The 17,825-nt window shown below is 40.2% G+C and carries 15 protein-coding genes; 9 read left to right on the top strand and 6 right to left on the bottom strand.

Going from position 1 to position 17,825, the window contains the following annotated elements; translation table 11 throughout:
• Positions 1-79: 79 nt before the first annotated feature.
• Both AC1RM2_RS04185 and AC1RM2_RS04180 read right to left on the bottom strand, forming a co-directional pair.
• Positions 80-883 carry an SOS response-associated peptidase gene (locus AC1RM2_RS04185; protein ID WP_492983686.1) on the bottom strand — a complete coding sequence of 268 codons (804 nt, stop codon included), beginning with the start codon at positions 881-883 and terminating at the stop codon, positions 80-82.
• Between the two features lie 2 nt (positions 884-885).
• Complete coding sequence (locus AC1RM2_RS04180; RefSeq protein WP_492983684.1) at positions 886-1,374, bottom strand: hypothetical protein; 489 nt, start codon at positions 1,372-1,374, stop codon at positions 886-888.
• 145 nt (positions 1,375-1,519) lie between these two features.
• Between AC1RM2_RS04180 and dinB the strand changes: the two genes are divergently transcribed.
• From dinB to AC1RM2_RS04150, 6 genes are all read left to right on the top strand, one after another.
• Positions 1,520-2,677: a DNA polymerase IV gene (dinB, locus tag AC1RM2_RS04175; protein WP_492983682.1), complete on the top strand. Its 1,158-nt coding sequence runs from the start codon at positions 1,520-1,522 to the stop codon at positions 2,675-2,677.
• Between the two features lie 4 nt (positions 2,678-2,681).
• Positions 2,682-5,624 carry a DNA polymerase III subunit alpha gene (locus AC1RM2_RS04170; RefSeq protein ID WP_492983680.1) on the top strand — a complete coding sequence of 981 codons (2,943 nt, stop codon included), beginning with the start codon at positions 2,682-2,684 and terminating at the stop codon, positions 5,622-5,624.
• 32 nt (positions 5,625-5,656) lie between these two features.
• The gene (locus AC1RM2_RS04165; protein WP_492983678.1) at positions 5,657-5,890 is read left to right on the top strand and encodes a hypothetical protein; all 234 of its coding nucleotides are present in this window, start codon (positions 5,657-5,659) and stop codon (positions 5,888-5,890) included.
• 57 nt (positions 5,891-5,947) lie between these two features.
• A complete protein-coding gene (locus AC1RM2_RS04160) occupies positions 5,948-6,490 on the top strand; it encodes a GNAT family N-acetyltransferase (RefSeq protein ID WP_492983676.1) in 543 nt (180 codons plus the stop codon).
• A gap of 318 nt (positions 6,491-6,808) precedes the next feature.
• A complete protein-coding gene (locus AC1RM2_RS04155; RefSeq protein ID WP_492983674.1) occupies positions 6,809-11,629 on the top strand; it encodes an AAA family ATPase in 4,821 nt (1,606 codons plus the stop codon).
• A gap of 16 nt (positions 11,630-11,645) precedes the next feature.
• Entirely contained in the window at positions 11,646-12,437 is a 792-nt protein-coding gene (locus AC1RM2_RS04150; protein ID WP_492983672.1) for a hypothetical protein, read from the top strand.
• A gap of 14 nt (positions 12,438-12,451) precedes the next feature.
• On the opposite strand, the gene AC1RM2_RS04145 is transcribed toward AC1RM2_RS04150, so the two are convergent.
• On the bottom strand, positions 12,452-13,120 hold the full coding sequence (locus tag AC1RM2_RS04145; RefSeq protein WP_492983670.1) for a hypothetical protein: 669 nt from the start codon (positions 13,118-13,120) through the stop codon (positions 12,452-12,454).
• 290 nt (positions 13,121-13,410) lie between these two features.
• Between AC1RM2_RS04145 and AC1RM2_RS04140 the strand changes: the two genes are divergently transcribed.
• Positions 13,411-13,656 (top strand): hypothetical protein, encoded by a 246-nt coding sequence (locus tag AC1RM2_RS04140; protein WP_492983668.1) that lies wholly within the window; start codon positions 13,411-13,413, stop codon positions 13,654-13,656.
• Between the two features lie 8 nt (positions 13,657-13,664).
• On the top strand, positions 13,665-14,102 hold the full coding sequence (locus tag AC1RM2_RS04135; protein ID WP_492983666.1) for a hypothetical protein: 438 nt from the start codon (positions 13,665-13,667) through the stop codon (positions 14,100-14,102).
• A 7-nt stretch (positions 14,103-14,109) separates the two neighbouring features.
• Here AC1RM2_RS04135 and AC1RM2_RS04130 read toward each other — a convergent pair whose 3' ends face one another.
• Both AC1RM2_RS04130 and AC1RM2_RS04125 read right to left on the bottom strand, forming a co-directional pair.
• Positions 14,110-15,246 (bottom strand): hypothetical protein, encoded by a 1,137-nt coding sequence (locus AC1RM2_RS04130; RefSeq protein ID WP_492983664.1) that lies wholly within the window; start codon positions 15,244-15,246, stop codon positions 14,110-14,112.
• A gap of 36 nt (positions 15,247-15,282) precedes the next feature.
• Positions 15,283-15,963, bottom strand: a complete 681-nt coding sequence (locus AC1RM2_RS04125; RefSeq protein WP_492983662.1) for an ADP-ribosyltransferase — start codon at positions 15,961-15,963, stop codon at positions 15,283-15,285.
• Between the two features lie 395 nt (positions 15,964-16,358).
• Here AC1RM2_RS04125 and AC1RM2_RS04120 point away from each other — a divergent pair, with 395 nt between their 5' ends.
• Positions 16,359-16,553 carry a hypothetical protein gene (locus AC1RM2_RS04120; protein WP_492983660.1) on the top strand — a complete coding sequence of 65 codons (195 nt, stop codon included), beginning with the start codon at positions 16,359-16,361 and terminating at the stop codon, positions 16,551-16,553.
• A 317-nt stretch (positions 16,554-16,870) separates the two neighbouring features.
• Here the strand turns inward: AC1RM2_RS04120 and AC1RM2_RS04115 are convergent, their stop codons facing one another.
• Positions 16,871-17,821 (bottom strand): hypothetical protein, encoded by a 951-nt coding sequence (locus tag AC1RM2_RS04115; protein ID WP_492983658.1) that lies wholly within the window; start codon positions 17,819-17,821, stop codon positions 16,871-16,873.
• Between the last annotated feature and the right edge of the window lie 4 nt (positions 17,822-17,825).

Genomic DNA, 17,825 nt, shown 5'->3' with positions numbered 1-17,825 from the left:
ATACCACGACGATAGGTTAGCGACAGTCAGTCTAAAATTGTTCAAAAGGTACGAGGCTTTCTTCCACGACCAGACTACTCTAAAACAGTCTGGGCTGTTCGGCCGGCGGCTCTTCCTGGCCATAAACCGGCAATTTTTTACCCCAGTCATAATAAGCGTCCCGTGGCTGACCCGCTGGTAATGCGTTTTTGCCGCGGATGGTCCACACCGGGTAGTGCGCGATAGCATCAGAAGGCATTTCAAAATGGAAAAATTCATCCATGTCATCATCACCGAGGTCATCGAGTACCCATGCTTGTTCCATTTCAGGTGTCAGGAACAATGGCATCCGATGCTTATTGTCACCCGAATTGTGTATCCATTGCATTTTATCATTGGCGTGCCGGGTGATCATCGTGAATGATGCAACATTGTGCAGATCGCCGGTGTATTGGTCCACTTCCTGGCTGACCTGGTAAAGTGCGGGCACATAAAATCCCTTACGGCCTTCCAAACTGATATGATAAGGGATCTTATTCCTGAAGCCTTTTACTTCCCGGTGCTCATAGATGCCGGTAACCGGGATCAGGCAGCGGTTGTTGCGAATTCGATACCAGTAAGATTTTTTATCATCTATAATTCTTTCCGAACGGGCATTAACGTAATTGAGTCGCTGTTTTTGCCTTTCGTTTGGGTCGTCGATAAATGTCGGCACTACACCCCAGCTCATATTCGCTAACACCAAAGCCTTCCTGTTGACTACGATAGGATGCGTAGGTAGCACTTCACAGGTTACATGCACCATTTCATTGGGATAATGCGCCAGGCTGGGGGCCAGTTGAATACCCTTAAAGTCCTGGGTGATGATCTGTATTTCTGAATGAAAGCTGATATCTCTGCACATAGCTATTTGATCATATCATAAAAAAGGGCCGTATGACTTTGCTCACCCGAGGTGATTTCCGCTTTTAAACGCCCGTGCTCCACAAATATACGCACATCATAGTGATCTTCTTTTTTCATGCGGATATAGTGAATATACGCAGAAACATTTTTCACATAGGCTTTTTGCAGCCTTTTTTCATGACGGGCATCTATTGTACCATTGAAGAACATCCTAATGCCCGATTCGTTTTTCAAGAGTTTAACGACCGTCTGATATTGGTTGAGATCGAGCAGGCTCTGGGCTTTGCCCTCCTTAGGTGTTAATTCCAATTCGTGATAAAGGGCTTCCTGCTCATCCGCATAAGCCGACAACAAAAAGGTCTTTTGCAAGGGCTGGCCTGGCCACCAGAAGCGCTGAATAACGACATAAGGCTTGCCTGCTCCCATGAGTTTTTTCAGGGTGTCTTCCTTAATGCGCAGAAATGGATTATAAAACAAGCTATCAGTCATTTAGCCCAGCTCTAAAATTATTTTCAAATATAAACAAAATGCTAATATTTTTAGTATTAGTTTTGTTATCCGTTTTCTGAACGAATAAAAGCAAAAATAATGATGTGATTAAACACTGATGTTATACTAATTAATTGAAGGCATAATGAGCACCGACCGCCAGATCATCCACATGGACCAGGATGCATTTTTTGTATCCGTGGAAGTCCGTAAAAACCCGGAACTAACAGGCAAACCGGTGATCATCGGCAGCCTGTCGGATCGTGGTGTGGTGGCGTCCTGCAGTTACGAAGCCCGTAAATTTGGTATTCACTCCGCTATGCCCGCCCGTATGGCGCGGATGCTTTGCCCGCACGGCATTTGGATCAGGGGTAACATGGATGAATATTCCAGGGCGTCGCACGAGATCACGGAGATCCTGAAAGAAAATGTGCCGCTCATTGAAAAAGCCAGCATTGATGAGCACTACATCGATATGACCGGGATGGATAAGCATTTCGGTACACTGCTTTATGCAAAGGAATTGCGCGCCAAAGTCATTCGGGAAACGGCGCTGCCTATTTCGTTCGGGCTTTCAGTTAATAAAACAGTGTCCAAAATGGCCACCAATGAATGTAAGCCTAATGGCGAACTGAATATCGAAAAAGCTGTTGTACAACCATTCCTGAATCCCTTGTCTATTCGTAAAATTCCCGGCCTTGGTGAGAAAACTTTTATCAAGCTGAGCGACATGGGTATCAAGAAGATCTATGAGCTTTCGCAGGTGCACCCGGAATATATGAACAGCATATTGGGTAAGAATGGCATTTGGCTCTTACAGAAAGCCAAGGGTATCGATGATTCGCCGATCATTCCATACCAGGAGCAAAAATCCATCGGTACGCAGACTACGTTTAAAAATGACAGCATCGACCTGATAGCTATCAATTACCTGCTTACGTCAATGGTCATGGAACTGGCCTTTGAACTTCGCCAAAAAAAGAAACAAACTGCTTGCGTTACCGTCACCGTTCGCTATTCTACACGGGAAGATGTTACTAAACAAGCCAGCATTCCTTATACAGCATTGGACGGCCCGCTGATCAAAAAGGTAAAAGACCTGTTTAAACAGGCCTATCAAAAGCGATTACTGATCCGATTGGTGGGCGTTCGCTTATCCAGCCTGGTCAATGGTTTTGAGCAGATCGACCTTTATGCGGAATCCGAGGAGCAATATAGTCTTTGCCAGGCAATGGATAAAATACGTCGGCGCTTCGGCCCTGATTCCATTAAACTGGCTTCCGGTATAAATCTTAATCTTTAACGCCATGTACCTGAATGTTCACTCCCAATATAGCCTCCGTTACGGTACCATGTCGATCCCGGCACTGGTGGAGGAAGCTATTGCCTGCGGTGTGACGCAAATGGTATTGACGGATATTAACAATTCCACTGGCATCATGGAATTTATGCGGGAGTGCGATGAAAAAGGAGTTAAACCTATCGCAGGTATGGAGTTCAGGCGTGATAAGCGCCTGCTTTACTTTGGCATTGCCCGCAACAAAGAAGGCATGAAGGAATTGAATGACTTCCTGACGGAGCATAACCTGGAAAAAAAGCCGTTGCCGGCCTTTGCGCCGGCATTTGTAAACGCCTGTATTGTTTATCCTTACGGGCATCAGGAGCCGCTGAAAGAAAACGAATATTTAGGCATCCATTATAGTCAGCTCAATAGCTTATTTAACAAGGATCTTAGCGCTATCAGGGAAAAATTACTGGCTTTGCAACCCGTTTTTATCGCGGATAAAATTGAATACCGATTGCATGAATACCTGCGGGGCATTGATCTGAACGTGGTGCTTACGGAAGTAACCGCTGAAGATAAATGTGCGCCTACCGATAAATTCCTGGCACCAGGCCAACTGGAAGCGAAGTTTTCCAGGTATGCATTTATACTGGACAACACCCGGAACCTGATGAACGGCTGTGTGATGGATTATCCCAAAGGCAGGGTTAATTTAAACCGCAGAACGTTTACCGGTAACAAGAAAAATGATCGGGAACTTTTAGAAAAACTGGCGCTCAGCGGTATGGAATACCGTTATGGCAAATCCAATAAAGAAGCACTGCGTAAGGTCAAACATGAATTGAAAGTTATTTACGAACTGGATTTTTGCGCGTATTTTCTCATCACCTGGGATATTATCCGCTATTCCAGTTCGCAGGGCTATTATCATGTAGGCCGGGGGTCGGGGGCAAACAGCATTGTAGCCTATTGTTTAAAAATAACGGATGTTGACCCTATTGAACTGGACTTATATTTTGAAAGGTTCCTGAATGCACAGCGGACTTCACCGCCCGATTTCGATATTGATTATTCCTGGGACGAGCGGGAAGATGTGCAGGATTATATTTTTAAGCGCTACGGCAGCCAGCATACCGCTTTGCTGGGTACGATGTCCACCTTTAAAGACCGCAGCATTATTCGCGAGATCGGTAAGGTGATGGGTTTACCTAAATCTGAGATCGACGGTTTTACCGACCAGACGCGCGCGGCGGTTAATCAAAACAACGATACATTCAGAAAGATCGTCGCCATTCATGAGCGGATGGCCAATATGCCGAACCAGCGTTCTATTCATGCGGGCGGTGTGCTAATTACCGAAGAGCCGATCACGTACTATACCGCACTTGATCTGCCGCCAAAGGGAATGGCAACCGTACAGTGGGACATGTATGAAGCCGAAAAGATCGGCTTTGATAAATATGATATCCTGAGCCAGCGGGGTATTGGCCACATCAAGATGGCGGTAAAGCTGGTCGAAGAAAACCAGCAGCGCAAGATCGACATCCACCAGGTCAAGAACTTCATGAAAGACCCGGCGGTCAACGCCAATTTAAGGATAGGTAATACCAAGGGTTGCTTTTACATCGAATCGCCGGCAATGATCCAGCTCAACCGTAAACTGGGTTGTGATAACTACCTCATACTTGTCGCCGCCAGCTCAATCATCCGCCCCGGTGTAGCCAGTTCGGGAATGATGGGAACTTATATCAAATACCATCACGCTCCTGATACCGTGCAATACCTGCACCCGGTCATGGAAGAAATTTTAAAGGAAACTTATGGTGTGATGGTTTACCAGGAAGATGTGATTAAAGTCTGTATTCATTTTGCCGGGATGGACGGGACGGATGCCGATATTTTAAGACGGGGAATGAGCGGCAAATACCGGTCAAAAAAAGAATTTGACAGATTGGTTGAAAGGTTTCATCAGGAAGCCATTGCTTTGGGCCGTCCGGAGGATATTGTAAAGGAAGTATGGCGGCAGGTATCCTCTTTTGCGGGTTACAGTTTTTCGAAAGCGCATTCAGCCAGTTTCGCGGTGGAAAGCTACCAAAGCCTGTACCTGAAAACATACTTCCCACGGGAATTTATGGTTGCAGTATTAAACAATTACGGGGGATTTTATGACCGGGCGCTATATGTGCAGGAGTTGCAGCGTTCGGGGGGAATTGTACATTTGCCTTGTGTAAATAACAGCGACAGCATTGTTAATATAATGGGTGTAGATGTTTATCTCGGCTTCGTGGGAATTCACGGTTTGAATGAGACTTACATCGAACTCATCCCGGAAGAACGCAGGAAGAACGGTCCATTCCGGAGCCTGGAAGATTTGATCAAAAGAACCGGTATCGGTTTGGAACAGGCCATCACGCTTATCCGCGTAGGTGCGCTCCGGTTTACCGGAAAGAGCAAAAAGGAGTTATTGTGGGCCATACATCTTCTATTGGGAGCTAAAGCAAAACCCAACAATAACGCGGAACTATTTTGCCTGGAAGCAAAGAACTATTCCCTGCCTGTACTGGTCAATACCCAATTGGAGAATGCCTATCATGAACTGGAATTGCTGGGCTTCCCGTTAAGTATGACCATGTTCGACCTGTTGCAAACCGATTATCGCGGTGAAGTAGGTGCTAATGACCTGATCAATCATGTAGGGCAGGTGGTTAGGATGGTCGGTCAATACGTATGTGAAAAAACAGTTCTTACCAAAAGAAACGAAAAGATGTGGTTCGGCAACTTCCTGGATGTAGAAGGGAACACCTTTGATACGGTGCACTTTCCAAACAACACACCGGTTTATCCCTTTCGTGGCGCAGGGTGTTATCTGATACTCGGCAAGGTTGTGGCCGAATTTGGCTTTGCCAGCCTTGAAGTGCTTAAGTTTGCTAAGCTGCCAATTTTAACCAACCCTGTTATTTCATAATGATGTATATAGCAGGCTTTAAATATTAAAAAATGGATAGAATTAATATTCAATGCCTGGTTTCTGGTCAGAATACCAGCTTGCAATTAGACAAAAAATCAATGCCCGGCGAGGCTGGGCCATGTTTTATGATTTCAGCAAATGGCTGTTTTCAAGGCTATATATCGCGCCAGAAAAACGGTAATTATAAATTTTTAGGCACACCATATTATACGAATGAGGACTTACAACTCATCACCGAACAACTCGGTAAAAGTGCGCAATAATATTTTTGCCGTTTACAAGAGATTCATGTTTCTATATTTGCGCAATTTTTAATATGCATGTTTAAGCCAGTTAATTTTATAGTTGAGGATTTCGAGATATCGCCTTTAAAAGGAGAAGATTTGGACAGGTTTGATGTACTGGCTGAAGAAATTTATGCTATCCTTTCCGATCAACAAACGTTACATTTTATTCCGGAAAAAAGGCTGAATAATAAGGACGAAGCGATGCAGTGGCTAAAATTATCGTTATTAAATTTCCATTCAGGCAGGAATTTCATTCATATGATCAGAGCTAGAGTCACAGGGAAAATTATAGGAATTATTGATTTTTTGTCTCCAACACTCGTGAGAGAATATTATCAGCTGTCTTCTTACCCGTACTTCGTGGAGTTTTATATTAAAGGCGAACATCAAGGTGATTCTTTGATGAGCAAAATCTTACCGGAAGTTCTTGAGATCATCAAAAATCAGAATATCAACGTTATTGCTGCAGTGGTGGATAGGAAAAATTTTGCGGCGCGGAAAGTCCTGGAAAGATCCGGATTTGCTAATATAGAAGTGTTTGACTCTACAAAAGATCTCTTTCAAACAGGCAACTGAAATTTAATCACAGTTTCTCACAGTCGTTAAAGGAATGGCGTTCCGTCCAGATCGGTGCTGCCAAATAAAGATTAATTAATAAACTTTGGGTACAAATATGTGTAATAGCATAGTATGTCAAGAAAATATAAGTGTTTTATAGTTTAGCTATACCATTTTCTTAATCCTATCATAATAAATTTATATCTTCATTATCAATTTTCACCGGCGATAAATTTTAGTATTTAGGTTAATATTCAACAAGAATGTCTTTCTGCTGAATGCAGATACTAATTCATTTCAAGGGACTTTTAAGAACTCTTTTGCAAGACATTCTTTATGGATGATGAGATTATACACAACCCGACGTCAAATAGCGGCATAGGTTTTCACCTTGAGCATTGGGTACAGACTGGCTATTTAGCATCACTTTTATTAGGAACCCCTGTTCCCTTCAAAGGCACAGTACAAATTATTTCTCTTGAATTTCAGGCACGAAGAAAAGCGCAAACTGATGATTTAATTATTCGCCTTAATAATGATGCTGGAAGTCATTTTTTACAATCCAAAAAAGGGTTGGAGATAAATAACAATAAAGTGTTTAATGATTTGATTAAGCTGACTTGGGAGGATTATCAAAATAAAGCTCTATTTGTTAAGGGAAGGGATAAATTTATTTTCACTACTGATCAACTTTCAAAAATAGATATTAATGATACTTTGGTAATGCTGGACTGGCTTAGATTCAGTTCAGATTTGGAAGATTTTAAAGGCAAAATTGTTTTTAATAAAAGTAAAGAAACCAGATTCAATTATTTCAAAGAAGCTACTTCCAAAGCCGCCGGTAAAGTTGTAAAAGAAAAAGATGTTTATGATTTTATAAGTCATATCTATATTCAGGGTTATGATTATTTGACACAAGGTTCCCGCGATAAAGAGATTTTAATCTGGTCATTGCAGAATTATCTCAGTGATGGCATCACCGGAGTTGATGCTGTAAATCAACTAATAAACTATGTAACACTTTGCAACGCCAATGCAGCAAAGCTATCAGCCGGTAACATTGATTCTGAGATAAAAAAGCTTTTTAACTTAATAGGTTCAGGTAATATTTCGAATAGTCTGGCAAGTTTGCTGAAAAAGAGTTCATTAAGTTTAGACCACACTATTTTCTCAGATATAAATGGGTTCCACATTGAACGAACCGGTATCGTAGATCAGTTAATTGAGTTAATAGAAGAAAATCAATTAACTGTATTGGTTGGCGAGCCTGGGACTGGAAAATCGGCTCTTTTCAAAGATTTAGCAAAGAACTTTTATTCGGAGTTAACGGGTTTTATTTTTTTTAAAGCAGATAGCTTGGATCGGGATACGCTGGCAGAAACCATGGCGGATATTCAAATTCCAGTGGACTTTGAAACGCTAATCAACCAATGGTTGATTCTCCCGCGTTTGGTTATTTATATTGACAGCCTTGAAAAACTTTATGAAAGTGATAAAAAAGGTGCTTTTCTTGAATTGATTGGTGTCGTTTCTAAATATTCAAAGGTAAAGATCATTAGTTCCTGTAGAACTTTTGCTTTGAGTGATTTAACTTTCAAATTCAGATTGGATAGGTTGAAACATCAGGAGCTCAATATTCCCGACCTTCAGGATTCAGAATTGGCACAGGTAAAAAAGCAATTCCCCTCTTTAGTTACCCTGATCGATAATCCAAAATTGGGTAGTATTATTAAAAAACCCTTTTATTTAAATATCGCGATACGTGTAATTTCCGACGCAGAAGGCGGCTCAGTCGATCTTGCAACCTTCAAAAAGCACTTACTGGAGCGCGGTATCCAAAGAAAGGGTGACAGCCTGCCGGGCGTTTCGGCTAAAAGATTAGCTGTTTTCTCCCAAATCGTACTTGATCGTGCAAAAAGCAAAAAACAGTTTTCCGAATTACGGAGTGAAAATAAAGAAGATATTGTAGCAGCACTACTCGCCGATAATTTACTGGTTGAAGGAACTGCACCAGGTCAATATGCACCTGCCCACGATGTTTTTGAAGATATTATTGTCGACAATTATTTCGATGAGCTTTACTCATCAATTAACGAGGATATAATTTCATTTATAAAGTCCGTTGAACCCTTTCCCGTGTTGCGCCGCGGATTAAGATGGTGGATCATAAACAGATTTGAAGTTATTGATGAGGAATATATCAAATTCATTAAGCTTATTTTATCATCTGATAAAATAAACAAATACACGAGGGATGAGATTTTTTTGGCGTTTTTATATACCCGTAATTGTGCCGTATTATTAGAACACTTCAATGACCATCTGCTGACTGATGGTTATCCAATGCTGAAAAGGTTAATATTATTGCTACATATCAATTTCACCATAAAAACAGCCCCGGATTCGAATAACCAAATAATTAAGACAACCGGCCCAGGTTGGCTTTCTATCCTTACCTATATAGATTGTCATGACTTATATGCCCCCTTGATGTTATCGATTTATCGATTAATAGATAAAGCCAGCCTTAGTTATCCTGTAGATAGTGATCTTCCTGGCGATGCTTTGATTATAGCTAAAGCAACTTTAAGGCATATTGCGGATATCGAAAAGGAAACGAAAGATTTCGAGACTTTAAAAGGCTTATATAAAGTTTTATTTCGACTAACTAATTTGGTTGAAGGTGAAGTACGTTCTTTAATTGATTCCACTGTGAAAGAAGCGGAAAGTAATTCAAGCGATGATTTTTTCGAAGATTTGGCAGAATTTATTTGTAACGATACAACGAGTTGTATTCAGCTATATCGTCACTTTCCCGACCAGGTAATAAGGATATTTAATGCATTGTGGTTGGATGATAAAGAGATAAAATTTGATCCATATGAAAATAGATTTCGGGACATATATAGTGAATGGGGATTGATTGATCTTCGGGATACTCAGTCAGGGCCAAGCGCATACCGATATCCAACACATTATCTTTTAAAATTTCACCCAGAAAGAGCTATTGAATTTATAATTGGATTTGTTAATCATGGGGCATTGGCTTATGATAAATCCGAATCAAAAGAAGGCCATATTGGTCAGCTTACATTCCAATTGGAAAATGGTGATAAGGTAACGCAGATTTATAATTCACAGTTATGGTCACTATATAGAGGGCTGGGAAATGTACCCGAGGTGATGCAATCGTTACACATGGCTTTGGAGGACTTTCTATTATCCAGCCTTGACCAGGGAACCAGTATAAAGGATGTTGCTATTCGCTTGATTACAAAATCAAAAAGTGTTTCTATTACAGCCGTTATAGCCAGTGTTCTAATGAAATATCCATTTGCTGTCGGTAAAGAGGTTCTCAGCTTTTTAAAAGTCAGGGAATTTTATGAACTTGATTTCAATAGAAAAACAGAAGATATGTTCCAAGCAAGCATAGGTGTAACACCGAACAACCCCTATTTTGCTAATGAAAGAAAGAAAAGCAATGGTTATCCATTTCGTCAAGGTGATTTTGAACAGATGGTTTTAACACTGCAAGTTTATGGTATGAATGAACTTAATTCAATCATTGATGATTTAAAAAAATTGCCCGAAACTAAAAATTCTAATTGGCAATTTCGTTTTCATCGGATGGATAAGCGTGAACGGGAGGTTGTCGAGACAGAAACAGCGTTATTACTTAACCCCAAGCCTTTACCTAAAAATTTGCAAAAAATTGCAGCATCGACTGTAAATGATGAAAACGAGCGCAAATTATCAGCGTCCTACATGTGGGCTACGAATGCATTTAAGGAAGAAAAAGTGACAACTTTAGAGGAATGGCGTAGTCATTATGCCAATTGCCAGCTAACGTCATCAGGGATGCTAACTCGTATAATGCAACCGCAAGCATTAGTAGCCGCTTTAGGTATACGAGATCACCTTTTAGATCTAAATTCCGAAGAATTTAGCTTTGTAACCAAAAAAATGCTCCAAAAACTAAGTGAAATATGCACCGGATTTCGTAACGGACATTGGAGTGTTCTTGATTTAATGGAACGTCCGTTACTTCAAATATTTCCATTCGTATTGCATCCAAAGTTTGATGATATTGAAAATATATCATCTATACGAAACAAATTAATTGAAGTTCTCTTGTTTATTGACACCCATTATATTGGCGATTTTGTAGTTGGAATTCAAAAAAATGGATGGCAATGTAATTCAGTATTTTGCGCAGAATTAGCTAAAATATCAATCAACTTATACGATAAGGCTGACACCCATCAACAACTTTCCCGGCTTTTGCGCAGCGAAGATCCATTGCAGGAAGCTAACTTTAACAAACTTGTTAAAGAATTAACTTCAGGAGAACTTTCCTTCGATCCCAAAAATGAGCATGAGTCCAGAGGGCACTATGACCGGTTACAGCAAGGCTTAATTATGATCCCATTTCCTAATTTGTCTGAAAGTCATTTGGATGTGATCAAAAAAATGTATGATCATTTTATTGTGGTAAAAAGGCACGGAACTACTTTTACCACTAAAAAAAAGAACTTCGGTATTTATATAGGCGATTTTTTATCCAGTAAAAGCGATCTTGCTAAACCGATGCTTGAATTTGTTCTTGAGAAATTACCGGCAGATCCAGAGTACGCTTTCAAAAACATAAACAACATGACCCTTTCGGGTCATGATAAAAAGTATCCAATTGAGCTTTGGCAAAGGATTGTTAGGCTAGTGAGGTACTTTCTTGAAAATCAAGCATATAATGGCCTTGCCTCCGCTTTATTTTTCGGTGATATGCCCGCTCCTCTTGATATCAGATATAAAGTTCCCAATCAGGAAACAGTCAGAAATATTTACAAATCACTTATAACTTCCGGTTACTTTGATGATGCCAATATTGGAAGTAAAGTTTTTAAATTTTTAAGCGGTATAGGCACAACATTCCAACCGGAATGTCTTGAGTGGCTCTTAACCGGTTCGCAGAAATTTAATAATGGATTAATATATCAGAGCCATGAGGATTTGGAAAGGTTTGTTAAACAGCTGTACAACGATCATTTACCTTACGTTTTATCAAAACCGGAGTTAAAAGACTATTTTCTGACGTTTTTGGAGTTTTTAATTGACCGGGAATCAGTGACTGCATTTCGCATTCGTGAAGAAATTTATTAAATCATTTTAACATTAAATGAACCTATCTATCGACCCAACAGAACTATTAAAGAAGTATTTTTTTAAAGCACTTCTAATTCAACAAGCGACCAAAATGATAGATGAGAATTGGGGAGAGAATATTTCCAGGAGTATTTCGAATTTTATATTTACAGATCCTTTGAACGTTGCAATTCAAACGGATAAGCAGCAGGTAGCGTTCTTTAATAAACTTCTTGGAACATCGCAAGATACTATCCCATGGAGTATGAAGAAGAATTCGCAATGCTCATTGGATATAACTGAGCAAAACAAAGCAGAAATTATTCCAGATGTTCTCTCGCAGGTTTATTGCAATTTAAGCATATCGTTGTTTGAAAATCTTGTCATGCTACTAAAAAAATTATGTTCTTTTGAAAAGAAAGGTACAAGTTTTCAAATCATAAATGAGTTTTACGATTATTTTAAGAACGAATTAAAGCTATTAGATCAAAAGAAGATAGATAAAACACCTACGATTTTAATTATTCATAACCTGCGGATTTTTCGTAATTGTATAACTCACGCTAATCCCACAATGGAAGAAGTAGAAAAAGAATTTGATCAATATAACTTAATGATAAAGGAGGGAAATCAGGCTTATAGCAAAATTCAAGATTTAGGTCACCTCCCAAACAACTTATTCTATTACGATTTTGACACGTATAAAAAGAGGATCTTTCTATCCCCTAAATCATTTAATGAATTATTAGATTTTTATTCCCAACTTGCTTATATCGCCTATTTATGTTACTGTGACAAGTTTAAACATAATGTAGAAATAGAATAGTAACAATTGATACTTCAGGTAAGATGGTCTGAGGGTAAACCAACATCCGCAGGGTCTATTCCTACTTCTTTACTGTGAGTGATGTAAGAATTTATCAGGTCTTTTTTTTGTTGAACCATAGATGCTATAATATGCTTCAAGCCATCTAATGGTTCACCAATAGGATCAAAGGACATATGGGTGACAAATACGGAATCGTATATAGCGTAAACGACCCGCTGGACTATTTCAATTAATTCCCTTGCATCCTTTATTGACAAACTATTTTTTACACCAGCCCTACTTTTATCTGTGTGGCTAAAAAGTTTATCCCGTTGTAGTAATAAATTTTCAATCTTATCTTTTCCAGATATCAATTGGTTTTCCCAAATGATAAGTGTTTTAGGATTAATTGATTTAACTGAATGGTATTCGAATCCAGGCATGAACTTTTCAATGAATTTGTGAAGGTTGTAAAAGTCTCCCGGTCGGTTTGCCAAAAGTTTGGAAAGTTCAGTCACATACATGCGCCAATGTATTTCACGCGTATATTTTAAGAACTGATTTTGTGTAATTACCGCAAGTTCTAAAGGCGTTTTATCCAAATATAAATACTCTACAATCTTAAATGAGGACTGCGCTGAAAGCATAATATCCCTGATTTCCTTTGTATGATTTTCTAATTTATTTAATAGGGCTTCCATGTACTATTATATTGTTAGTAAAGATACTTTAACGTTGCATGAAAAATATATACATAAAAAAATATGATAAGCTATTTTATCATAGCTTATCCGACTATTAATAATGGGTGCCATTTGCCAAAACGTTGTGGAAATCAATATTATATTTGAAAAAAAAATAAAACATGGGTAGTATCAGCTTCGATTTTCTTAATGACAGCTTTTTATTTAACGAAAATGAAATTCTAAAAGCATACAAAGATCGTTCGGTCGATAATCCTTAATTAATACCTTAGCCATGAGAACACTTATTGAACAATCCGGAAACCAGTGCTGAAACCGGTTGCATCCTGACTGCCATGACCCCGTTCGGCGTTATGCTTGCAGAAAAGCAAAAACTGGTCGACGCATTACGCCACTATGCCGCAAGCGTTATTTATCTGAAAGAAGGATTATATATTTACGCCAGTGTCCATGACGATACGTTGTCAATCGTGATGATGCGGGACAGCAATAACATTCCGGATAGCGAACAAGATCTGGACCTGGCTTTATAGCACTGCATATGCCACTTAAAACGCCACGTGAACAAAAGATCGACGAGTTTTGCGCCCAAGGCAATCTGGAACCATATCGCGCATTAGTCACGCGCATATTGGATGATCTGCAGGCGGAAGGCGTGAATATCTCTGCACGTTATGATGTCGAGTTTTCTAATTTTGAAGCCTACGACGATAACCCTGAGCATATACGCATCAGCCTCAAAAATGTGAAAGTGCCGCTAAACGTGCTATGGATTCTGTTTCATGAGTTCGGCCATTTTCGGTCACCGAAAATAAGTCCCGGAGATAACAAGGTCGCCAGGGAGGAACTCGCCTGGGAATTCGCAGAAAAAACGATGGCCAAATATCCGGAGCTTGCCGCAGAAAAAGAAAGTTATGAAGCCTGTAAAAAGTGGTGCCTGAATTCGTATTACCGCAAATACGGTCTACCGGAAATTTAAGCGCCTTTTAGATCCGAGCGGGGTCCAGCACGATCGAGCCGCCCCATTGGTCAATTACAGCGCCAACAGCTGAAAACACTTCTTTTAACAACCGCACAAGCACAAATACTTGGACCTCGGCAACCTTGAAAAAGGTTAGGAGATCTGCTTGCCGGTATCTGGCGAAATCCCCGCTATCCATCACTACACCTTTCTCCTGATCGATCGTTTTCAGCAAAAGAAATTTGCCCGGTTTATTACCCGCTTCTATAGCCGTGCCTGCAATCGTCCGGAACCCGCTAACCTTTTTTTCAGTTTTCCGGAACAGTTCCCGGCGGTTCGCAATGTTCTCATTCAACAAGTAAAGTGCGTTGCCCAATTTGATAAGTGCGGCAACTTTATCATCATCAATATGCTTGGCAAAGATCGGGTTATTAACGATGGCCTGAAAGCTATCCTGTAAACTTTCGGTGTTTTTGAATAATTGGAAGCCCATAAAGTCACCGGCACTCAATAGTTCTGATAATTCTTGTTCTGTAAGATCAACTAAAGTGAAAAGGTCACGCGGCGTGATAAAACCCTTATAGCCGTAAAATAGTTTATACCCCAGATTAGCGATTGCCATCAAATGCTGATCGACCTGTAGTTTGATGTTCTCATAGATGACATCTTTGCTGTGCTGTTTATCCAAAACCGCCTGAAGTGATGTTTGAAGCGCGGCTGCCAGATGGTTACGCTCAGCGGCTTTCGGCCCCGTTTTACTAACCTGGTATTGCAGCGGCCGGCGGAAACGCAAATCAAATGGCAATTCTTCAGGTTGACCATATCCCGTATTATAAACACAGATGATATTCTCCCAGCCAACGCATTTGGCTGCGTAACCAAGTTCCAAAAGCACATTCGGATTAGGTGTGCGCTTGCCTTCCGTATTAATCAGGCTAACGTCCGCAACAAAAACTTGGCATTTGTCGATCTTTTCAAAAAGCGTATTGACAATATCAGGGGTCCCGCTGCTATGCTGCGTATCACGGTCGATCGCCACTTCGAGATGTACTTCCTGGCGGCTTATCCCTTTGATCGCTTTTTCAAGGCTGTCCTCAATAAACCCCCGGTTAGTATTATTGGCCAGATCAGACTGCCAGGAATAAAAGATCGTTTTTTTCATAATCAAATTTAATGGGCATTCAAATTGCCGTCGTTCCTAATAGTTGCGGTTATAGATACCAACCAGGGGAAAATCGGTTGCGGCGTCCTTCCTCAGTTCCAGTAAGCTCACATACCCGGTTCCTTGCTCAATTCCCAATATTTCAAATTTAGCGTGCCGTCGGAAAAGCACCTCCCGCTCAAACTCGTTATTCGTAAGTTTGGAAATATCCTTGCCAAAGCTATCGGCAGCCAGTGTCCGGATTTTCCAGACGACGGGCGTATTATGGTAATCCTCCTGCGCTGTTGAAAGATAATAAGGAACTTCGAACTTTGCGCCTACATGTTGATCAAACCAGCTTCTAGTCTCATCGTCATCGTCAGGTGGGATATCCATCCGGTAGACGATTTGATTATTGAATGAGGTAAGCTTACGAAGCACCTGATCTAAAGATTCCGCGAATGCTTGCTTGCAGCGGCTTGATAGTTCCTCACCGTTCCGAAGTTCGCTGTTGATCCAGCTGGAGTGTGTACCGGTATAAGCTAAAATAAAGAAAGCTTCCTCTTTCGGAATCTCAAGTTCGCGCATGTAAGCGAGATGCTGGTCAAACTCATTGCTGCCGTTTTCAAAGGCCGCAAACCATGCTTTGAATCCCTCATAGCTCCGGGCAAGTGTCAGCCCGTGGTGATTGCGCTCGCCATTGCATAACCGAAGTGTGTCTTCTAAACTTAAACTCATTCCTCAAAAGTGCGCAAAGAAATCAAGAACCGCGATTCAGTCAAAGCCGGCTGAAAAATAAAAAAAATCATAGATCAGTGAAAAATAAACACAAAACACTGATTGTCAGAAGAATTATTTTTTAATAAAGGCAAAATTTCCTGTGAATTACCCTTCAAAATTAACTTTTTGCCTCCATTTTAGCCCGTTTTTTCACGACGGGGATACCATAATTTATCTTAATGATGGGCGGTATAAATTTTTTCGCCGCTTAATGAAACTTCCGGCGCCGCTTGAGTACTATATGCGCAATTTAAAACCCGTCTTTCCGCGGGGGTGAAGTACTTGACACCGCGCCAACACTGTGCTATAATGTTCAGGAAGCCCTAATCATTAACTAACATAATATATAACGTATGGAGACCATATTAAAATTATTGCCTTTTATCACTGTGGCAGTCGGCATGCTGACCGCCCTGCTTAACCTGAAAATTAGTTTAACAAAAAACCATAATAACAAAGCCATGTCTGAAACTTCTTTCGCCCTGATCGCTATAGTAGTGGTCTGCCTGATCGTAATCGCCGCCATCTGCTACCTGGTTAAAAAGTGATGGCAGCGAATCGGGAAAGTGAGGGTTTAACTAACCCTAAAAACTGTTAAATGACGTGGAAACCCGGTTTGAAATTATATCAATACACATAATCCCATATTATGATCGGCGGTACCAAAATGTTCCTCTATAAAATGCCCGTCATTCATTTGCTCAAAGGGCGGTGGAAAAGAAATTAATCCAAATGCAATACAGAAATGTACCGGCACGAAAGCATATTAACGACCATGCTATACTAATCTGACTTTTCCTTTAAAAAGGCGGACGTGGCGGTTGACGCGGTGCTAGACTTTTGAGTTGAGAGAAAAGAATGGAATTTATTCGGACACCGCGATTACTTGTCTTTTCGGTTTGTCTTGTGATGTCGATGTAAATATCACTTCGTTGATCACGAATGTATTATCATCAATCGGCACCCTTTTATACTCATTAATATCGGATCCCGACCCGACCCGCCAAATATCTATATCAGGGAATTTGACTGATAGTAACATAGAGATAAATGTAAATGGTTTCGGACCAAGAGGCGCGACAATAATACTGTAATCTTCTCTAAGCAAGTAGTATAACGAGGTTAACTGCCGCTCCAAGTAAAGCAGATCGTCGAATGGATAAGTAATAATATTGGTATAATGATCTAATATATTTTTGTTATTTGCCTTGACCGTAGAAACAAATTTGGAATCCAGGGCAGGCTCTGTGTAAAAAACATAACAGATCTTTGGATCTAAGTGATCAATTATTCCTTCCGCCTTATTCTGTTCGTAGCCTAAACAGACAATTAAAGCTTTGGGCTTATTTGTCGGCACAACATATTTTCCCGGCAATGGGGCTATTTCTGTATTGTGCTTCGGCTTCTGAGGTGCAGAATATTTAGAGGGTGTATAAAAAAATAATGCATTCACTTTTGATATCGCAAGATCTCTTTTGGTTAGGTACAGAATTATTGAATAATACCAAGATTTAGTCATACAGGAATAATCGACAACTATATTAATCTCTTCATTACCATATTTAGCAAATTCTAAATCGAGAATGTCGTAAATTTCTACATGACTTTTAAGATGAATTAGCTCAATTGTACCTTTCTTTTTCTTCGTTAACGGTTTGTAAGAAAATCCAATTGATTTGATAACTGTGTTACTGTCTTGAATTTTGTTATAGGCACATAAAATCCTCTTTTCATGATTGCAGGCAAATAAGAACAAATGAATGGTCTTATTTTGTACTTCGCTTAATTGAATTTGTCGTCCGTATTCCAGTTTCATAATC

The organism is Mucilaginibacter sp. GW822-FHT03E02 (assembly GCF_058801545.1).
The sequence above is the reverse complement of the archived record's forward strand: the minus strand, read 5'-3'. Positions and strand labels throughout refer to the sequence as shown.